The following is a 17,474-nucleotide window of genomic DNA, read 5'->3' as shown; positions in this document are numbered from 1 at the left end:
AACTATATATTAAGAAGAATGAGTACAGATATTGAAAATTTATTTAAAGACAAAGTTTTAGGACACCCAGCAGGTTTGTTCGTTTTGTTTTTTACTGAAATGTGGGAGCGTTTTTCGTATTACGGAATGCGAGCTATTTTAGTTATTTTTTTAACCGGAGCTATAACAGGTAATAACCCAGGATGGGGATGGAGCACATCAGCAGCATTATCGCTTTTAGGAACATACGCCTTGTTTGTTTACCTGACACCTTTGTTAGGAGGATGGTTAGCAGATAATAAAATAGGCTATAGAATGGCAGTAGTTATTGGTGCATTATTAATGACACTTGGACATGCAGCAATGGCAGTTGAAACGCCTACTTTTCTTTATATAGGAATTGCTTTATTAATTGTAGGAAATGGTTTTTTTAAACCTAATATGACTTCAATTATCTCAAAAATGTATGCAGGTAAGGATGCCAAGAAAGATGGTGCTTACAACATTTTTTATATGGGAGTTAATGCTGGAGCTTTTATTGGAATAATGCTTTGTGGTTGGGTTGGTGAGAAAATAGGTTGGTCATGGGGATTCGGTTTAGCAGGTATTTTTATGCTGTTAGGGATGCTACAGTTTTATTTTGCACAACCTCTTTTTGGAAGCTTAGGGGATAAACCTGTAAAGAAAAATGTAGAAGACTCTACGCAAACAGTTGATGTTGATACTGAAAAAAGAAACCCTTTTTCAATAGTAGACTATGCATTAATAGCAGTTTTTACTGTTTCTGCATTAATATTTATTTTCAACGATCCGTTAAGTAAAATAGGGAACATACAAACATTAAACTTTACAGTTGCAGGATTGAGTGACTCTTTGTTTTTTGCTCTGTTAGCTGCAATTAGTTTTATTGTGTTGTTAATTGTTAGAATTCCTAGGTACACAAAAATAGAAAGAGACAGAATGATAGCTTTTTCTATTTTCTCTCTATTTACCATATTTTTCTGGGCTGCATTTGAACAAGCAGCTGGATCACTTCCAATTTATACCAGAGATTTTACAAATAGAATTTTGGAAGGTACTGCTGGAACAGTATTTAAAGTAGTAGATTTATTGGTGACAGTTGTACCATTAGGTATAATTACCTATGTATTAATTAGTTTATTTAAAAAGACGTTTAAAAAAATAGGTTTAGCCAATATTATATTAGGAACAAGCTTCTTAATCGTTTGGGCTATTGTTTTGTACAAGCTTTATGTAGAGTTCAATGATCCTAATACAGAGGTGCCAGTAACTTGGTTTGCGATATTAAATTCGTTATTCATTATTATTTTTGCTCCGTTATTTACTAAATGGTGGGATAGTAGCTATAATCCTCCAGCATCTGTAAAATATTTCTTAGGATTAGCACTATTAGCTTTAGGTTTTGGTTTTCTTGCGTTTGGTGCAAGAAATGTTGCTGCAGGAGCAGAAGGAGCAAGTTTAAGTATGGTTTGGTTAGTATTAGCGTATTTATTCCATACTTTAGGTGAGCTTTGTTTATCTCCAATGGGATTATCGTATTTAAGTAAGTTAATTCCAACTCGTATGATTGCGTTTATGTTTGGAGTTTACTATTTGGCAATTGCAATAGGTAATAAATTAGCTCATTACATTGGAGGTGATATAGAAAAAATTACACAGGAGTATAGTTTATCAGGTTTTTTCTTGATATTTGCTATTGTACCGTTTGTATTAGGTATAGTTTCATTATTACTACACCCACTTCTGAAAAAATTAATGCATGGAGTTAAATAACTCTAAATAAACGTTAAAACAATATTTTACAACCTGTCAATTTTAAATATTGGCAGGTTTTTTTGTAAATTTGGAACACTTATTGAGACTTAAGGAGTATGAAAAAAATAATAATAGTAGTAGTTTTAACCGTTATTTCATTAGGGGTAAAAGCACAAGATAAAGTAAATTGGTTAAGCTTTGAAAAGGCAATGGAAATGAGTGAGAAAGATCCAAAACCAATTTTAGTAGATATTTATACCGATTGGTGTGGCTGGTGTAAAAAAATGGATAAAACCACTTATAAAAATAAAACAATTGTTGCGTATATCAATACGCATTATTACCCAGTAAAATTAAACGGGGAAGCAAAACACGATATTACTTTTCAAGGTAAAACTTTTAAGTATGAAGCTCAGGGAAGAAGAGGATATCATCAATTAGCAGCAGCGATTATGAAAGGGCAGCTAAGTTATCCATCAACAGCTTTTTTTAATACAGAAAGGCAATTGTTACAGAATGTTCCTGGATATTTAGAAGAAAAAAGATTTGAAAAAATACTAGCGTATTTTAATAAAGATAACTACAAAAACACACCTTGGCCAGAGTTTGAAAAAAACTTTAAAAGCGCCATGTAAAAATTATTCTTCAAAGATAAAAGCACCATTTTGACCAGTATGCCAAAATGGTGTTTTTTGTTTACAACAGGTTTCTTTCCATCTATTGATGTACGATTTATAGTTACTACCATCAGCAATAATTTGTTGAGGTTTTAGCGAAGTAATAAGTCTGTTTAAATTTATTTTGGGACTATTTTGTAGAATAACTGTCGGATTTTGAATGCCATTTATTTGATACACGCCTAAACTATCTACAATCAAAATTTGTTTGTTTTTGTATGAGATGATGTTAAAAACCGAATCAATACTTTTTGAGGAAATATGTTCACCAACTCTATAAGATAGTAATAGTTTTTGCTGATGAAGAACAGAGTCATTTAAAGAACTAAAAATTGATAATTCTTTACCATTTCTTTTTCCTAAAACAGACTGTCGGCTTTTATGAAATACAATGAATTCAACTTTGTTGCTAATTTGATATTTCTCATAAAAATAAAATCCCTGTAGTACTATAATTGAAGTTAATAAGAAAATGATACTTTTTGAAGTTTTTCGAATCCAAACTCGATATAAGAGAACGATTAAAACATACCAAACCACCATAGTTGTTAAAGACATGGGAATTTCTTTCAATAAAAAATCTTCTTGATGTGAAACCCAGTCGACAAAACGATTCATTAAAGAAATAATAGATCCATAAACATCAGCGATGAACTGGGGTAAGCTGTTTAAGACAGCTAAAAGAATTACAACAATTCCTAGGAGTAAAATACTACTTAAAAAAGGAATGATAATTAAGTTTGATATAATAAACAACCCAGGAAATTGATGAAAGTAATACAAACTAATGGGTAAGATTCCTGCTTGTGCTGCTATCGAAACCGTAAACAAGCTCCAACCTTTATCAAGTAACCAAAACTTAGGATTCCAAAGATTATAGAGTAAAGGTTGTACCCAAACAATGCCAAAAACGGCTAAATAACTCAATTGAAATCCGACATCAAATAAAAACATTGGCTTTATCAAAAGCAGGAAGAGCATAGAGCTGATTAAGGAGTACTCTATAATTTTTTTACGTTTAAACGATTGCCCGATAGCCACAAAAGTAAACATGGTTACGGCTCTAACTACTGACGCGGATAAACCAGCTATAAAAGCAAAACACCAAAGTAGTAATACTATAGAAACGGCTTTTATAAGCACCCCGTAAGGAAGCTTTTCTATAGGCTTAAACAAATAGGAGAGGAGTAAGAGTAAAATACCAATATGTAGCCCAGAAATAGCTAGAATATGAATAGCACCAGCATTTGTGTAGCTTTCTAACAAATCTTTTGAAATTTCTTGTCGTTGTCCTAACAACAAAGCATTAATTACTGCAAACTCGTTATTTGAAAAATGATACTTTTTTAAAGAAGCCTGTATTTTCTCTCTGAGGTTAGCTGATAAACCAACTAAAGAAAAGCTAGTATTTTCTAATTGTTTGAACTGCTGCTTGTTTAAAAATACTTGATGGTAAATGTATTGTTTGGCTAAATACTGTTTATAATCAAACTGATGCGGATTTAAAGGAGGAATTAATTCTTTAAAAGGAGTTTTTATAAAAATTCGATGACCAACTTTTAAAGGGGATGATAAACTATCCTTTTGAATGTTTAGAAGAATATATCCAGTGGTTTTAGTAGAATCAACTTGTGAAACTTTGGCAACATACTTTGTATAGTAATTCCCAGGTTTTAATACTTTTTGTATGGTAAGTACAGCAGTGAAATTTTCAGTTAATTGATGTTCATAATAACTCGCATAATTCTTCGGATTGTGAATATAAGTAGCGCTAATTCCGATAAAAACAAAGAATAGTAGTGCGGCAGCACTAAATGTTTTTCGTGTTTGAGTTCTTTTTAAAAAATAAAGAATAATTAAAAAACCTATTAAAGAAGAAAGCAAATATATAAAACCATACAGCCAAATCTGTATATAAAACTGAAGAGTTATACCAACAATAAGGCACACCAAAAAGTGAAAAGGAGGGTATTCTAACAATTTTTTCATAGCTCTTTAAAGTTATGAAAAAACTGCGAATATGAAAAATTTAGTTTATTATGATGTTGAATAACTGTTAGTTACAGGTTTTTATGCATTAATTTGGGGTTTAGCCCGAGTAATATCAATTCTAACTGAATTTGGATATAGTAGAACTCACCGTTATAGATTGTTAGTTTTAATAAGTCAAAATTTTAATTACCAAAAAGATAAAAAGTCCAAATGTTGTAAAAATTGATAATAATGACCTTAAATTTTGTCGTTTAATCATGCTTCCATATTTTTTAACATCTTTATTTAAGTCTAATTCCCATTCCATTCGCTTCGCAACGTGTCTATAAATTTCCATTTGCCAATATTCCAAAAACATTAAATAAATCAAATTTGCAATAGGCAGGATTGCCATCCAAAGACTCAAGATTGTGTTATCAGTTGGAAATTTACTTAACCCAAGAAATGCAGCTATGAGCATATTATTAAAATTGAAAAGTTTGTCGTGAATCCGATCAAAAGTTGACTGTATTTTTTTAGAAGCATCTTCTGCTTCTTTTTCAGCCTTCTTAATTAATTCATCACCTTCAGCAGTCATTTCATTCGTGTTAATACGAGCTTCGTTTTTGGCAAGTAATTCTAAAATTCTTTGTAATATCTTGTTTGTCTCTTTTGATTCGCTCATTTTTTCAAATTACATTTCGTTATTGGAGATATGAGTTCTTTTTATTGACTTATATCTGTTTATAGCTAAGTTATCTAAATAAGCATAAAAACCAAACAAAAAAGCAACCTCAAATGAGATTGCTTTTTAATTTTATATAGTTTTTTGAAATGCGTTATACGATTTCTACAAACAAACCTTCCTCAGTTTTTTCAACTTTAGCAAGACTGTTTTTGGTTAATCCTTTAATGGTTTTATCCCATTTTTTGTTAGACAAACCACTTTGTGTTTTTAATTCGTTTAAACCTATTTTTTCAGCTTTTTCTAATAGTGCTAACACAGCTTTTTCATCGTCGTTCAATTCAACTGAAGGAGCTTGTTTTTCTGGCTTCATTTGAGGGAAGAATAATACTTCTTGAATAGACGGATTGTTCGTTAAATACATAATTAAACGATCCATTCCAATTCCTAATCCAGAAGTAGGAGGCATACCATATTCTAACGCACGTAAGAAATCTTGATCGATAAACTCACCAGCTTCATCATCACCACGAGCAGCTAACTTTAACTGAGCTTCAAAACGCTCACGTTGGTCGATTGGGTCGTTCAATTCAGAATATGCATTGGCAATTTCTTTACCACAAACCATTAGTTCAAAACGCTCTGTTAATTCAGGATTGTCACGGTGCTCTTTACACAATGGAGACATTTCCTTAGGATAATCGGTAATAAATGTTGGTTGAATGTAGTTTCCTTCACATTTCTCACCAAAAATCTCATCAATTAACTTTCCTTTACCCATCGTTTCATCCACTTCGATACCCATGTCTTGAGCAGCTTTACGGATTTCATCTTCCGATTTTCCGTTGATATCAAAACCAGTAAAGTGTTTGATAGAATCTGTCATAGTAACACGTGCATATGGAGCTTTAAAGTCAACTTTATGCTCTCCAAAAGTAGCTTCAGTAGTTCCGTTTACAGCTAAAGCACAGTGCTCTAATAATTTTTCAGTGAATTCCATCATCCAGTTGTAGTCTTTGTAAGCTACATAAATTTCCATTGCGGTAAATTCTGGATTATGTGTTCTGTCCATTCCCTCGTTACGGAAGTTTTTAGAAAACTCATATACACCATCAAAACCACCAACAATCAAACGCTTTAAGTATAATTCATTAGCTATACGCATGTATAATGGAATATCTAATGCATTATGATGTGTAATAAATGGTCTTGCTGCTGCACCACCAGGAATTGGTTGTAGAATAGGTGTTTCTACTTCAAAATATCCTGCATCGTTGAAAAACTGACGCATGGCGTTGAATAACTTTGTACGTTTTACAAACACGTCCTTTACTTGCGGGTTCACAACCAAATCAGCATAACGCTGACGGTAACGCATTTCGGGGTCGGTAAATCCATCAAAAGTATTTCCTTCAGCATCTACTTTTGGTAACGGCAAAGGCTTTAAAGACTTACTTAATAATTTAAAATCTTTTACCATTACAGTAATTTCTCCAACTTGAGTTTTAAATAACTCTCCTTCAATACCTACAAAATCACCAATATCTAGTAATTTCTTATATACTTCGTTGTACAAAGTTTTGTCTTCACCTGTACAAATTTCATCTCTGTTAAAGTATATCTGAATACGTCCTTCACTATCTTGCAATTCAGCAAAAGAAGCCTTTCCTTGAATACGACGAGACATTAATCTACCAGCAATTACGACCTTCTTTCCTTCTTTAAACTCCTGTTTAATCTGTTTGGAATTAGAATCTAATGGAAATAAATCTGCTGGATATGGATTGATACCCAATTCACGTAATTTTGATAGTTTTTCTCTACGTACAACTTCTTGTTCTGATAATTGCATTGACTTAATTTTTAAGTAATTTTTGTTTAAAGGTGTAAAGATACAATCTATTACAAAATTAGACAACGGTAGTATCATATAGATTTTATAAAAAAAGTAATTTTTATTTGTAGGTTTTAAAAAAGGATGTATATTTGCAGGCTGTCTAATTTTAAAAGGACAGCATTTAGTTGTGTTGTTAGATACTTTAAATAGTATCATGGTTTTGTTAACCAATGGAAAGCTTCCCTTAGATGGGTTGCTTTTTTTTTGCAGTTTAGTTACGTTTATTATGAAGCTATTTCCCGCTTTCAGCACTCGCTCTCTACGAGGAGCTCAAACAAATGCTTCAATCGGGGCTAAATAATTAATCGTCATTTCGACCGAAGAGAGAAATCTTAAGGTTATGAGTTACTCCCTTACATGAGATTTCTCAATTTCTTTACTCCCTAGTTCAAAAAAGATAAAAAGTATTAGCCGAATGAAGAAGAGCTTTATAGTTAGAATTGAAATGTAAAAGAAACTTTTTCCTAAAAAAAAGCGGCTTTATACTCCCAGAACTTAACAAAAAACAGTACTAAGAATACCATAGATATTGAAAACTTAATTGTAGCCGAGGCTAAAAACCCTAAAAAAGCACCAAATGATGCTTTGATTGCTCTATTAGTATCTTTACTATCATAAATTAATTCACCAACCAAAGCACCTACGAAAGCGCCAATTAAAATTCCGAAAGGAATAGGAGAGAGTAATCCAATAATTAAACCGATAGTAGTACCGTATACTCCATATTTCGTACCTCCAAATCGTTTAGTTCCCATTGCAGGGATAAAGTAATCAAGAAAAAATATAATGACAGCAATAGCTAAAGTGATTCCTAAAAATGTCCAATTTTGAGGAACAGCTTTTGTTAAGTGTAATAATAACAAACCTACCCAGCTAGTAATAGGCCCTGGTAATACTGGTAGAAATGAACCAATAATTCCTAAACAAGCAAATACAAATCCGAGTATAACTAAAAATATATCCATTAACTTTTTTATAGATAAGACGAAGATATGAAAGCTTTGTTACATATTTATTAACTAAAAAATTAGTTTAAACTAATTTTTTAGTTATATTTGTTATTGTAGTTTAAAAATATAAAGCATCAAATATGAGAAAGTTATTATTGGTTTGTTTACTTATTGTATTGTTTTCATGTAGTAAAGAAAATGAAGAAGTAGTTGTAAATCTTCAAAATGAAGTAGCAATTAATGAAATAAAAAAGCTAGATCTAGATACTAAGTATAAAAATTTATTAAATCCAGAATTTACAACAGATGAAGAATATAAGGAAGTAACGAAATCATGGGGTGATTTTCATAAACAAGTAGGGAAGGTTTTAAAAGAGAATGACTTTGATTGGGGAGTAAAAGACAGTTCTGTGAAAATACTCAATAAAATTTATTTTAATAAAGATGGAGAAGTGAATTATATGATGTTTAAAGTAATGAATGAAAATGTTACTAGTAGTAAAAAGAGAGAATATGAACAATTGCTGACTGAAAATATCACAAAGTTAAAAATAGACTTAACAAGGAAGGAAAAATTTGCCCAATGCGGTAATGTGAAATATTTAAATAAATAAAATGAGTAAACAATTAACGAAGGCAGAAGAGCAAATAATGCAGGTATTATGGAGGTTGAATAAAGCTTCAGTAAAAGAAGTCATAACCGAATTACCAGAACCAAAACCAGCATACAATACAGTTTCAACTATTATTAGAATTTTGGAGACAAAAGAGTTTGTAGGGCATGAGCCAAAAGGTAGGGGGTATGTGTATTATCCGTTAGTAGAAAAGTCAGAGTATAGTAATGAGAGTTTACACAAGTTAATGAACGGTTATTTTGGAGGTTCATTTAAAAGCATGGTGTCATTTTTTATGAAAGAAAACAAAATGGACATTCAAGAGCTAGAAAGTATTTTAAAAGAGGTGAATAAAAATAAGAAGTCATGATAAACTACATTATTCAAGTTGTATTATTTCAAGTTCTTTTTGTAGCGGTGTATGATTTCTTTTTAAGTAAAGAAACTTTTTTCAATAAAAATAGATGGTACTTGTTAAGCACTGCATTACTTTCTTTTATGTTGCCTTTATTTAAAATTCCGACAGTTCAAAAAGCTGTTCCTCAAGAATATTACACTTTATTACCAGAGGTAGTGTTATCACCTCAAAAAGTAATCGAAAAAGCTGCTTGGTATCAATCTGTTAATTATTTAGATGTATTGTTTTGGATTGGATGTTTATTGTTTTTTGTAGTGTTTTTAATAAAGTTAGAACGAATCGTACGATTGGTCTTACAGTATGGGGTTGCTAAAAAAGAAAATTATAAGTTGGTTTTACTTCCAAAAGAAACTAAGGCGTTTTCATTCTTCAATTATATTTTTTTGGGAAATGAAATTCCTTCTCCTAAAAAAGAAAAAATTATTCAGCACGAATTGGTACATAGCGAACAGAAACACACATTAGACCTGTTGTTTTTTGAGTTCTTGAAAATAGTTATGTGGTTTAACCCAATGGTATATGTATATCAAAACCGTATCTCTCTAGTTCACGAATATATTTCAGATGCTGTAGCCAGCAAATCAGATAAAAAAGAAAACTATATAAACCATTTACTCGCTGATATTTTTCAGGTCGAGCATATTTCATTCATTAATCAATTTTACAAACATTCATTAATCAAAAAACGAATTATTATGATGACAAAAACACAATCAAAAAAAATTAAACAACTAAAATATTTGTTACTAATTCCCCTCTTAGGAACTATGCTTTTGTATACGGCATGTAGTGAGAGTTCTGAAAGTAATGAAGAAGTAGCAAAAAAAGAACTAACCACCATATATATACAAATGGGAAAAGAGTACCAAAAAGAAATGGTAGGAAAGAAAGAGACTTATTTAGATTTTTATCAAGGAACAGAAATTCCTGGATGGGAAGAGATATCATATAATGATTTATTAGCAGAAGAAAAGCTAGAATATGATGAGGACTTTAGTAATGTTAAAGGAAAAGACGATGCATACTCCAAAACTGTAGAGTTTAAATTGTATAAAAAACCGAATGGGAGAAAAGTAATAGCAAATATTATAGATTTTTCGAAAATTAAGAATAAGTCAATAGATGAAGAAAATGCGCCTTTCGCACTTGTTGAAAAAGTGCCTACTTTTCCAGGTTGTTCAGAAGGTGATAAGGATTGTTTTAATAAGAGTATGATGAAGTTTGTGCAAGAAAATTTCGACGTATCCATAGCTAAAAACTTAGATTTAAAAAGAGGAAAGAAAAAGATTTATATCCAGTTTAGAGTAGATAAGAATGGTAAAGTAACTGATGTAAATGCAAGAGCACCGCACCCTACATTAAAACAGCATGCAGAAGAATTGGTACAAAAATTGCCACAAATGCAACCAGGTGAACATAATGGCAAAAAGGTAAGAGTAGGCTATACTTTACCCATCACATTTAACGTAGAATAAATTAATTATATTGGTCACAAATAACCAATGAACAACACCAAAAATAGAAACGTGAGAAATAAAATTTTACTTATTGTTTTTGTAATAGCATTTCTAAAAGTCGAGGCACAAGTTTCGACTTTTAAAACTATTGATAGTTTAGTGAATATAGGGCGCTACCAAACAGCATTAACAAAGTTACATGAGTTGGATCCTACTTTTCAGTCAACTTCAAAAGTAGCATCTATTTACGCTTCAATTGATGATTATAAAAAGGCTTCTTTATACTATGAAAAGGCATTGGAGTTAAAAGATGATTATTCAGTAAAAGTAAGGTTGGCAAAAGCATATAAAAAAGAAAAAAAGCTACAAAAAGCTATTGATGTTTATGAAGGTATTATAAGTGAGGATGCTGAAAACTTATTTATTAAGTATCAGTTAGGAAAATTGTATGCACAAACCAAGCAACCAGCAAAAGCTATCGATACTTTTAAAAATATCATTAAACAAGATAGTACGAATGCAAATTATCATTACCGATTGGGAATTGCTTATGGAATGTTGAAAAAGCGAAATCTAAAAATAAACAGTTTTTTAGAGGCATATAAAAATGATACAACCCACATTAAATCTATTCACCATTTAGCATTAGCTTATACTTTATTACATGATAAAGATTCAGCAAACATATTTATAAATAGAGGCTTGGTAGTGAACCCTAATCATATCAATTTAAATAAGTTGAAAATTAATGATTTATATAGAGAAGAGAAGTTTACAGAAGCCATTCAATATTTACAAAGAATAGATACCCTAGAGCCTAACGAACATTACACACAAAAAATGTTAGGGCGTAGTTACTTTAATCTAAAGAAATACGACGAAGCAAAAAAGCATTTTAATAAAGCTATAAGAATTGACAAATCAGATTTTAAAGCATATACCTATTTAGGCGACATTAATTTCGAAAAGAAAAAGTTTTACAAAGCTCAGTTAGATTATATGGTGGCAACTTTTGTTGGTAAAGAGCCTAGAGATGTTGAATATTATCAATTAGCAAGAGTTTATGAAGAATTAGGAAACCCTAAAGAAGAATTAAAATCTTATAAAAAAGCTTTTGAGGAAAATAGGAAAAATTATAAGGCTTTATATCAATTAGCTAAAACTAGCGAGGATTATTATAAAGATAAAAGAATAGCTTATAAACACTATAAAAATTATATAAATCGTTTTGAAAGAAAAGATTCAGTTTTAACAAAACATGCAAAAACACGACTAAAAGAAATTAAAAAGTATTATTTCTTACAAGGAGAGATTTTACAATAGTATTTAATTTTGTATATTCATCTTAAAATCAATAAGATGAGTTTTCGCTATGTGACTTTTTTAGCTTGTGCTTTGCTATGTTCTTCTTGCGACTTTTTTTCATACTCAAAAAAGGATAGCGCTCAAGTTGTAGATACAGTAGTTGATTTTACAAAAGTAGATGAGTCTCCTTCTTTTAGTAAATGCAAAAAATTATTTAAAGAAGATAGAGTTAGTTGTTTTAGGGACGAAATTCATAAAAGAGTAACAACGAGTTTAAAGCAACGTAACTTTGTCACTAAAAATAGTATAAATGAAGAAGTTTTAATTGACGTTTTAATTAATAAAGAAGGAAAGTTTGTTTTAGGAAAGGTCACTACTTCTGATGTTGTTATAAATCAATTACCAGAATTAGATAGCATAATAAAGTTGGTAATAGAAAAACTACCAATTATAAGCCCAGCTAAAAAAAGAGGGATTCCTGTAGTGACAAAATATCAGTTACCTATTAAAATTAAAACAGAATAGTACGGTTATAACTTTAAAAGTTCTTCAACAAAATCACGATTATTTGATAAACGAGGAATTTTATGTTGTCCGCCAAGTTTTCCTTTTTCTTTCATCCAATCATAAAATAAGTTTTCACGAGCTTGATGTATTTTAGGCATTGCCAAGGTCATGTTATTATAGCGTTTAGCTTCGTAATCAGAATTACAATTCTTTAAGGCATTATCTAACATTTCAGTAAAATAGGCAAGATTTCTAGGAGGCTTTTTAAACTCAATAATCCACTCATGTGCTCCATTTTCTTTACCGTTCATGAAAACAGGACCAACAGTATATTCTTTAATTTCGCAGTTGGTTTTATCGCTAGCCGCTTTTAAAGCATCTTCAGCGTTTTCAATAATCAATTCTTCACCAAAAACATTGATATGATGTTTAGTACGTCCAGTAATTTTTAAACGATATGGAGTGGTTGAGGTAAATTTAACAGTATCACCAATTAAATAACGCCATAAACCACCATTAGTGGTAATAATAATGGCGTAATTAACATCTTTTTTTACTTCTGAAAGGGGAATCGCTACAGAGTTTTCTCCATTGTATTCACTCATTGGAATAAACTCATAAAAAATTCCATAGTCTAGCATGAGTAACATTTCATCGGAATTGTTTCTATCTTGAATAGCAAAAAAACCTTCTGAAGCATTGTAGGTTTCATAGTATTTAAAATCATCTTTCGGAATGAGTTTTTTATACTGTTCTCTATAGGGATTGAAGTTGATGCCACCATGAAAATAGACTTCCAAATTAGGCCATACTTCCAAAATATTATCCTTACCAGTTTTTTCTAATACTCTATTCAATAAAACCAGCATCCACGAAGGAACTCCAACTAAGCTTGTAATGTTTTCGTGAATGGTTTCGTTAATAATAGCTTCCATTTTTGTTTCCCATTCACTCATTAAAGCAGTTTCTTGTCTTGGAGCAGAGCTAAAATCAGCCCAAAAAGGCATATTTTCAATAATTATAGCAGATAAATCTCCAAAGTAAGTATTGTTGTCTTCGTATACCGCAGAACTTCCTCCTAAACGAAGTCCTTTACCCGTGAAAAGCTTCGCGTTTTCGTTGTTGTTAATGTATAAGCATAACATATCTTTTCCCGCTTTGAAATGACAATACTCAATAGCTTCATCACTTACAGGAATAAATTTACTCTTAGCGTTAGTAGTACCACTTGATTTGGCAAACCAACGAATAGGTGTAGGCCAAAATAAGTTTTGCTCTCCTTTTCTACAACGTTCAATAAGTGGTTCAATGCTTTCATAACGTTGAATGGGAACATTACTAGCAAAGTCAGTATAGTTTTTGATTGAGGAAAAATCTTGTTGTTTCCCAAACTCAGTATTTTTAGCAGCACTTACAAGTTTTAGCAATAGCTCATTTTGAACATCGATAGGATATTTTAAAAATAGCTCCACTTGATGTTTACGCTTTTTTAAGAACCAAGAAATGATTGAATTTATAAATGGAAACGTCATAGATTAACTCTTAATTCAATTTTTTTACTGTAATTTTGTGAAGCTAAATGTAACAAAATTTAAGACATGCAATACCAAGGAGTTTTAAAAAAAATGCCCACTGAAAATTTAAGCACAGTTCAATATTATTTAAATATGGGGGGCGATTTTTTGAATATGAATCAGTTATTGAATAAGGAATTAACCTTAAGTTTTGTTACCTATGAGTGTTTAAACTGCCATTTAGAAAAAAAAATATATCGCCAAGGTTTTTGTAAAAAATGTTTTTTTGAAATTCCAACAGCAGGCGATTGGATAATGCGCCCTGAATTAAGTAAAGCGCATTTAGGGGAGGAAGATAGAGATTTAGAATATGAAAAAAAGGTACAGCTACAGCCACATATTGTGTATTTAGCAAACTCTAGTAATGTGAAGGTAGGAGTGACGAGAAAGCAACAAGTACCGACTCGTTGGATAGACCAAGGAGCACACGAAGCTATTGAAATTGTTGAGGTACCTAATCGTTATTTAGCAGGAATTACCGAGGTGGCTTTAAAAGAACATGTAGCTGATAAAACGAATTGGAGAACCATGCTGAAGAATGATATTAAGGATGAAAACTTAGTTGAGTGGCGAGAAAAATTACAAGAGTTTATTCCTGATGAAGCTAAAGAATATTATATAGCCAATAATACTGAAACCAATATTCAATTTCCTGTTGAAAAATTTCCTAAAAAACCTAAAAGTTTAAATTTAGAAAAAGAAGAAACATATACAGGGAAATTGGTAGGTGTTAAGGGGCAATACTTAATTTTTGAGGACGAAACAGTGTTTAATGTCCGTTCTAATGAAGGATTGGTGGTTAAAATCGAATTATTATAATAACTCAATTTCTCGTTGAATATTTTTGCGAGCAGTTTCTTCGAGCTTTTGATAAAAATACTCGGTTTTGAATATATTTTCCATTGTTAAAAAATGCTGTAATGCTTTTTTTCGTCCTGAGTTATAAACTAAATTAGGATAAATTGCATATTCTTTTCGTACATTTTTATAATATTGAGCATATATTTCCCAGTCTTGACCTAAGATAGATAAATCAGCATCAGTAAAGTAGTTGGTGTCTGAATCTTCAGCTATTTTATGAGATTTTGTAGCTAAAATTTGAGAATAACAATTTTCTATAATTTCTTTTGGTACTGAGAGTTGTTCCATTCTTTCAATGGCTAATTCAGCACTTTTTTCTTCGTTATTATTCTTTAAAGAATTATAGATAACATCATGATAAAAGAGTGTAAATAAAATAGTTTCCCAATGGTTTATTTTTTCTTTTATTGGTGTTAATTGAAAAAGTAAACTCTCAAGGTGTTTTAATGTGTGGTAATATCTTTTCTTTCCGGAATGATTTTTCTCTATTTCTTGCCATAACAAGATGTTGAGACTGTTATCGTTTGAGTAGGTAGCTAACAGGTTTAAAAAAGTGTTTTTTAACATAAAAGTAGTAAAAAAGAAAAAAGGGTTCGAAAGAACCCTTTTTTTAATGTTTTACAGCAACATGATTGTTGTTCATTTTTAATTCGCTTAGTACGTTTAGCGCTTCATTTATGTAAATGTCTTTCTGAAGATTTTTATGCCATGCAACTCGTTTTTCTTCTAAAACTGTATCCTTTTTAAACAAGTTTAATTCGTATTTAGGAGATGCAAACGTTAAGTTAGAGTCAAATTTAAAAATATCTTTAAATTGTTTTCCTTCTTTAGTCTTTGTTTCACTTTCTTTTTTAAAGGTGTCGTAGTTTAAAGAATATACTCTTTCATCTTGGTTTTTCTTTAACCACTTAGCATAGTCGTTTATTTTGTTAAACTTTTCATTATTCATTACACGTTGCTTACTGTTGTAAACTACATCAGCAAAGTTACTATAAGAATTAGTAGCAGTATATTTTGCCTGTTGTACCTTGTCCCAAGGTAAAGCACCATCTAAATCACGTTCTCCAAAATCCATATAACTATATCGAGTTGGTAAAGAAACATCAGAATAAACACCTTCAATTTGAGTAGAACCACCATTAATTCTATAAAACTTTTGAATCGTCATTTTTAAAGCCCCCAAATCGTTAGGATACTGTTCGTAAAAGCGGTTTATAGGTAACACATTTTGTACAGTTCCTTTACCGTATGTTTGTTTACCACCAATAATAACCCCACGTTTATAGTCTTGCATTGCAGCAGCAAAAATTTCAGAAGCTGAAGCAGAAAATTCATTAACCATAACTACTAAAGGTCCATCCCATTGAATTTTAGGATCGGTATCAACTTTTACTAAAGGATCTTCACCACGATATTTTACTTGAACAATTGGTCCTTTGTTAATGAATAAACCACCAATTTCAATAGCTGTTTTTAATGATCCACCACCATTGTCGCGTAAATCAACAATTAAACCTTGAACATTTTCTTCTTTTAATCGCTCAATTTCTTTTTCCATGTCTTTAGCTGCATCTCTACGGCTCAAGTCATTAAAATCTATATAGAATCTGGGAAGGTTGATAACTCCGTATTTTTTTCCGTTTTTTTCAACAATACTAGACTTTACAAAAGTTTCTTCAAGCTCAACTACATCTCTAATAATTGGAATAACTTTAATAGATCCGTCAATTTTTTTCTTTACAGTTAAACGAACTTCTGTTCCCTTTTTTCCTTTGATGAATTTAATTGCATCATCTAAACGCATTCCAACAATATCTAAAGGTTCTTCGTTTCCTTGTGCAACTTTTAAAATAATATCGTCAGCTTCTAACTCACCTTGTTTCCAAGCAGGACCTCCAGAAATTAACTCAATAATGTGTGTGTAAATTCCTTTTTTCTGTAAACGAGCTCCAATACCTTCTAATTTACCAGACATCTCTTGATCGAAACGTGTTTTAATACGAGGAGACATGTAGGTTGTGTGTGGGTCAAAACCACTAACAACACTATTTAAAAAAGTAGAATACCAGTCAGAGTTTTCAAGCTCACCAATACGCATATACAAGTCATCCATATTTTTTAAGACCTTTTTTCTTGCTTCAGATTCTAACTCCTTAAAGCTTTTCTTTTTAAAGGCTTTATCCTTTTTGGCTTTCTCGTTCTGTTGATTCTCGGCATCTTCAATATTGCTTAAAATCGACAACTTTAATTGTTTTCTCCAATAATTAATCAATTCGGTTTCATTTTTAGCATACGAAACCTTATCATAATCAATATCAATAACTTCTTTCTTTTTGTAATTAAAAGGTTGTTTTAATAAAGAGCGATAGTTTTTTTTGCCCGACTCCATTTTTTCTAAAAAGCGCTTATACACCAATTTGTAAAAATCAATGTTAGATTCTTTTAGTTGATTGTCGATTTGATATTTGTATTGAGAAAATTCTTTTAAATCTTCTTGGGTAAAATAACGTTTACTAGGGTCAAGTCCGTCAATAAAAGTTGTGTATACATGCTCAGAAAAATCGTCGTTTAAATTTTTTTGAACATAATGGTATCTACTTAAAATATTTTTTAAAACGTAAATAATTACACGGTCTTTTTCTGGATCGTTATTAGGAAGTGTATTCGAACTAACAGAGTTAGAAAATAAGAGAGTGATTGCTAAAAATGGTATGATAAACTTCGTCTTCATAAAACCTTCTGTCTTTTTTAATTTGTGTTGAGTCGTTGTGTTGCTAAGCTACTAAAATAATGCCAATTTTTT

Annotated in this window: 15 protein-coding genes; 8 read left to right on the top strand and 7 right to left on the bottom strand. The window is 31.0% G+C overall.

Annotated elements, in window-relative coordinates; translation table 11 throughout:
- The first annotated feature begins 18 nt into the window (after positions 1–18).
- Together ACQYZ7_RS15985 and ACQYZ7_RS15980 are read left to right on the top strand one after the other, a co-directional pair.
- Positions 19–1,773 (top strand): peptide MFS transporter, encoded by a 1,755-nt coding sequence (locus ACQYZ7_RS15985; protein WP_430730712.1) that lies wholly within the window; start codon positions 19–21, stop codon positions 1,771–1,773.
- A 98-nt stretch (positions 1,774–1,871) separates the two neighbouring features.
- A complete protein-coding gene (locus ACQYZ7_RS15980) occupies positions 1,872–2,390 on the top strand; it encodes a thioredoxin family protein (RefSeq protein ID WP_430730711.1) in 519 nt (172 codons plus the stop codon).
- Between the two features lie 3 nt (positions 2,391–2,393).
- On the opposite strand, the gene ACQYZ7_RS15975 is transcribed toward ACQYZ7_RS15980, so the two are convergent.
- The 4 genes from ACQYZ7_RS15975 to ACQYZ7_RS15960 all read right to left on the bottom strand — a co-directional run bounded on the left by ACQYZ7_RS15975 (position 2,394) and on the right by ACQYZ7_RS15960 (position 7,950).
- A complete protein-coding gene (locus tag ACQYZ7_RS15975) occupies positions 2,394–4,421 on the bottom strand; it encodes a ComEC/Rec2 family competence protein (protein ID WP_430730710.1) in 2,028 nt (675 codons plus the stop codon).
- 169 nt (positions 4,422–4,590) lie between these two features.
- On the bottom strand, positions 4,591–5,088 hold the full coding sequence (locus ACQYZ7_RS15970) for a hypothetical protein (RefSeq protein WP_430730709.1): 498 nt from the start codon (positions 5,086–5,088) through the stop codon (positions 4,591–4,593).
- A gap of 154 nt (positions 5,089–5,242) precedes the next feature.
- Positions 5,243–6,940: a lysine--tRNA ligase gene (gene lysS / locus ACQYZ7_RS15965; protein WP_430730708.1), complete on the bottom strand. Its 1,698-nt coding sequence runs from the start codon at positions 6,938–6,940 to the stop codon at positions 5,243–5,245.
- A 509-nt stretch (positions 6,941–7,449) separates the two neighbouring features.
- The gene (locus ACQYZ7_RS15960; protein WP_099215456.1) at positions 7,450–7,950 is read right to left on the bottom strand and encodes a DUF456 domain-containing protein; all 501 of its coding nucleotides are present in this window, start codon (positions 7,948–7,950) and stop codon (positions 7,450–7,452) included.
- A gap of 125 nt (positions 7,951–8,075) precedes the next feature.
- Here ACQYZ7_RS15960 and ACQYZ7_RS15955 point away from each other — a divergent pair, with 125 nt between their 5' ends.
- From ACQYZ7_RS15955 to ACQYZ7_RS15935, 5 genes are read left to right on the top strand one after another with little or no spacing between them, the layout of a single operon-like run.
- Positions 8,076–8,549 (top strand): hypothetical protein, encoded by a 474-nt coding sequence (locus ACQYZ7_RS15955; protein ID WP_430730707.1) that lies wholly within the window; start codon positions 8,076–8,078, stop codon positions 8,547–8,549.
- Between the two features lies 1 nt (position 8,550).
- Complete coding sequence (locus tag ACQYZ7_RS15950; RefSeq protein ID WP_430730706.1) at positions 8,551–8,919, top strand: BlaI/MecI/CopY family transcriptional regulator; 369 nt, start codon at positions 8,551–8,553, stop codon at positions 8,917–8,919.
- A complete protein-coding gene (locus ACQYZ7_RS15945; protein WP_430730705.1) occupies positions 8,916–10,442 on the top strand; it encodes a M56 family metallopeptidase in 1,527 nt (508 codons plus the stop codon). The genes ACQYZ7_RS15950 and ACQYZ7_RS15945 overlap by 4 nt, the downstream gene beginning before the upstream one ends.
- 51 nt (positions 10,443–10,493) lie before the next feature.
- A complete protein-coding gene (locus tag ACQYZ7_RS15940) occupies positions 10,494–11,747 on the top strand; it encodes a tetratricopeptide repeat protein (RefSeq protein ID WP_430730704.1) in 1,254 nt (417 codons plus the stop codon).
- Between the two features lie 36 nt (positions 11,748–11,783).
- Entirely contained in the window at positions 11,784–12,254 is a 471-nt protein-coding gene (locus ACQYZ7_RS15935) for a hypothetical protein (protein WP_430730703.1), read from the top strand.
- A 5-nt stretch (positions 12,255–12,259) separates the two neighbouring features.
- On the opposite strand, the gene ACQYZ7_RS15930 is transcribed toward ACQYZ7_RS15935, so the two are convergent.
- Entirely contained in the window at positions 12,260–13,768 is a 1,509-nt protein-coding gene (locus tag ACQYZ7_RS15930; RefSeq protein ID WP_430730702.1) for a GH3 auxin-responsive promoter family protein, read from the bottom strand.
- Positions 13,769–13,834: 66 nt separating this feature from the next.
- Here ACQYZ7_RS15930 and ACQYZ7_RS15925 point away from each other — a divergent pair, with 66 nt between their 5' ends.
- Complete coding sequence (locus tag ACQYZ7_RS15925; RefSeq protein WP_430730701.1) at positions 13,835–14,629, top strand: DUF2797 domain-containing protein; 795 nt, start codon at positions 13,835–13,837, stop codon at positions 14,627–14,629.
- On the opposite strand, the gene ACQYZ7_RS15920 is transcribed toward ACQYZ7_RS15925, so the two are convergent.
- The gene (locus ACQYZ7_RS15920) at positions 14,624–15,238 is read right to left on the bottom strand and encodes an HD domain-containing protein (protein WP_430730700.1); all 615 of its coding nucleotides are present in this window, start codon (positions 15,236–15,238) and stop codon (positions 14,624–14,626) included. The genes ACQYZ7_RS15925 and ACQYZ7_RS15920 overlap by 6 nt on opposite strands.
- A gap of 43 nt (positions 15,239–15,281) precedes the next feature.
- Entirely contained in the window at positions 15,282–17,402 is a 2,121-nt protein-coding gene (locus ACQYZ7_RS15915; RefSeq protein ID WP_430730699.1) for a carboxy terminal-processing peptidase, read from the bottom strand.
- Positions 17,403–17,474 lie beyond the last annotated feature (72 nt).

Source organism: Tenacibaculum sp. SDUM215027, assembly GCF_050566205.1.
Lineage (GTDB): Bacteria > Bacteroidota > Bacteroidia > Flavobacteriales > Flavobacteriaceae > Polaribacter.
This window is presented reverse-complemented; position numbering and strand designations above follow the sequence as displayed.

What these genes read in the sequence shown, in the direction of transcription:
- lysS (WP_430730708.1), bottom strand. Translation starts at nt 6,940, where the DNA reads ATGCAATTATCAGAACAAGAAGTTGTACGTAGAGAAAAACTATCAAAA.
- ACQYZ7_RS15960 (WP_099215456.1), bottom strand. Translation starts at nt 7,950, where the DNA reads ATGGATATATTTTTAGTTATACTCGGATTTGTATTTGCTTGTTTAGGA.
- ACQYZ7_RS15955 (WP_430730707.1), top strand. Translation starts at nt 8,076, where the DNA reads ATGAGAAAGTTATTATTGGTTTGTTTACTTATTGTATTGTTTTCATGT.
- ACQYZ7_RS15975 (WP_430730710.1), bottom strand. Translation starts at nt 4,421, where the DNA reads ATGAAAAAATTGTTAGAATACCCTCCTTTTCACTTTTTGGTGTGCCTT.
- ACQYZ7_RS15935 (WP_430730703.1), top strand. Translation starts at nt 11,784, where the DNA reads ATGAGTTTTCGCTATGTGACTTTTTTAGCTTGTGCTTTGCTATGTTCT.
- ACQYZ7_RS15950 (WP_430730706.1), top strand. Translation starts at nt 8,551, where the DNA reads ATGAGTAAACAATTAACGAAGGCAGAAGAGCAAATAATGCAGGTATTA.
- ACQYZ7_RS15980 (WP_430730711.1), top strand. Translation starts at nt 1,872, where the DNA reads ATGAAAAAAATAATAATAGTAGTAGTTTTAACCGTTATTTCATTAGGG.
- ACQYZ7_RS15930 (WP_430730702.1), bottom strand. Translation starts at nt 13,768, where the DNA reads ATGACGTTTCCATTTATAAATTCAATCATTTCTTGGTTCTTAAAAAAG.
- ACQYZ7_RS15945 (WP_430730705.1), top strand. Translation starts at nt 8,916, where the DNA reads ATGATAAACTACATTATTCAAGTTGTATTATTTCAAGTTCTTTTTGTA.
- ACQYZ7_RS15920 (WP_430730700.1), bottom strand. Translation starts at nt 15,238, where the DNA reads ATGTTAAAAAACACTTTTTTAAACCTGTTAGCTACCTACTCAAACGAT.
- ACQYZ7_RS15985 (WP_430730712.1), top strand. Translation starts at nt 19, where the DNA reads ATGAGTACAGATATTGAAAATTTATTTAAAGACAAAGTTTTAGGACAC.
- ACQYZ7_RS15925 (WP_430730701.1), top strand. Translation starts at nt 13,835, where the DNA reads ATGCAATACCAAGGAGTTTTAAAAAAAATGCCCACTGAAAATTTAAGC.
- ACQYZ7_RS15970 (WP_430730709.1), bottom strand. Translation starts at nt 5,088, where the DNA reads ATGAGCGAATCAAAAGAGACAAACAAGATATTACAAAGAATTTTAGAA.
- ACQYZ7_RS15915 (WP_430730699.1), bottom strand. Translation starts at nt 17,402, where the DNA reads ATGAAGACGAAGTTTATCATACCATTTTTAGCAATCACTCTCTTATTT.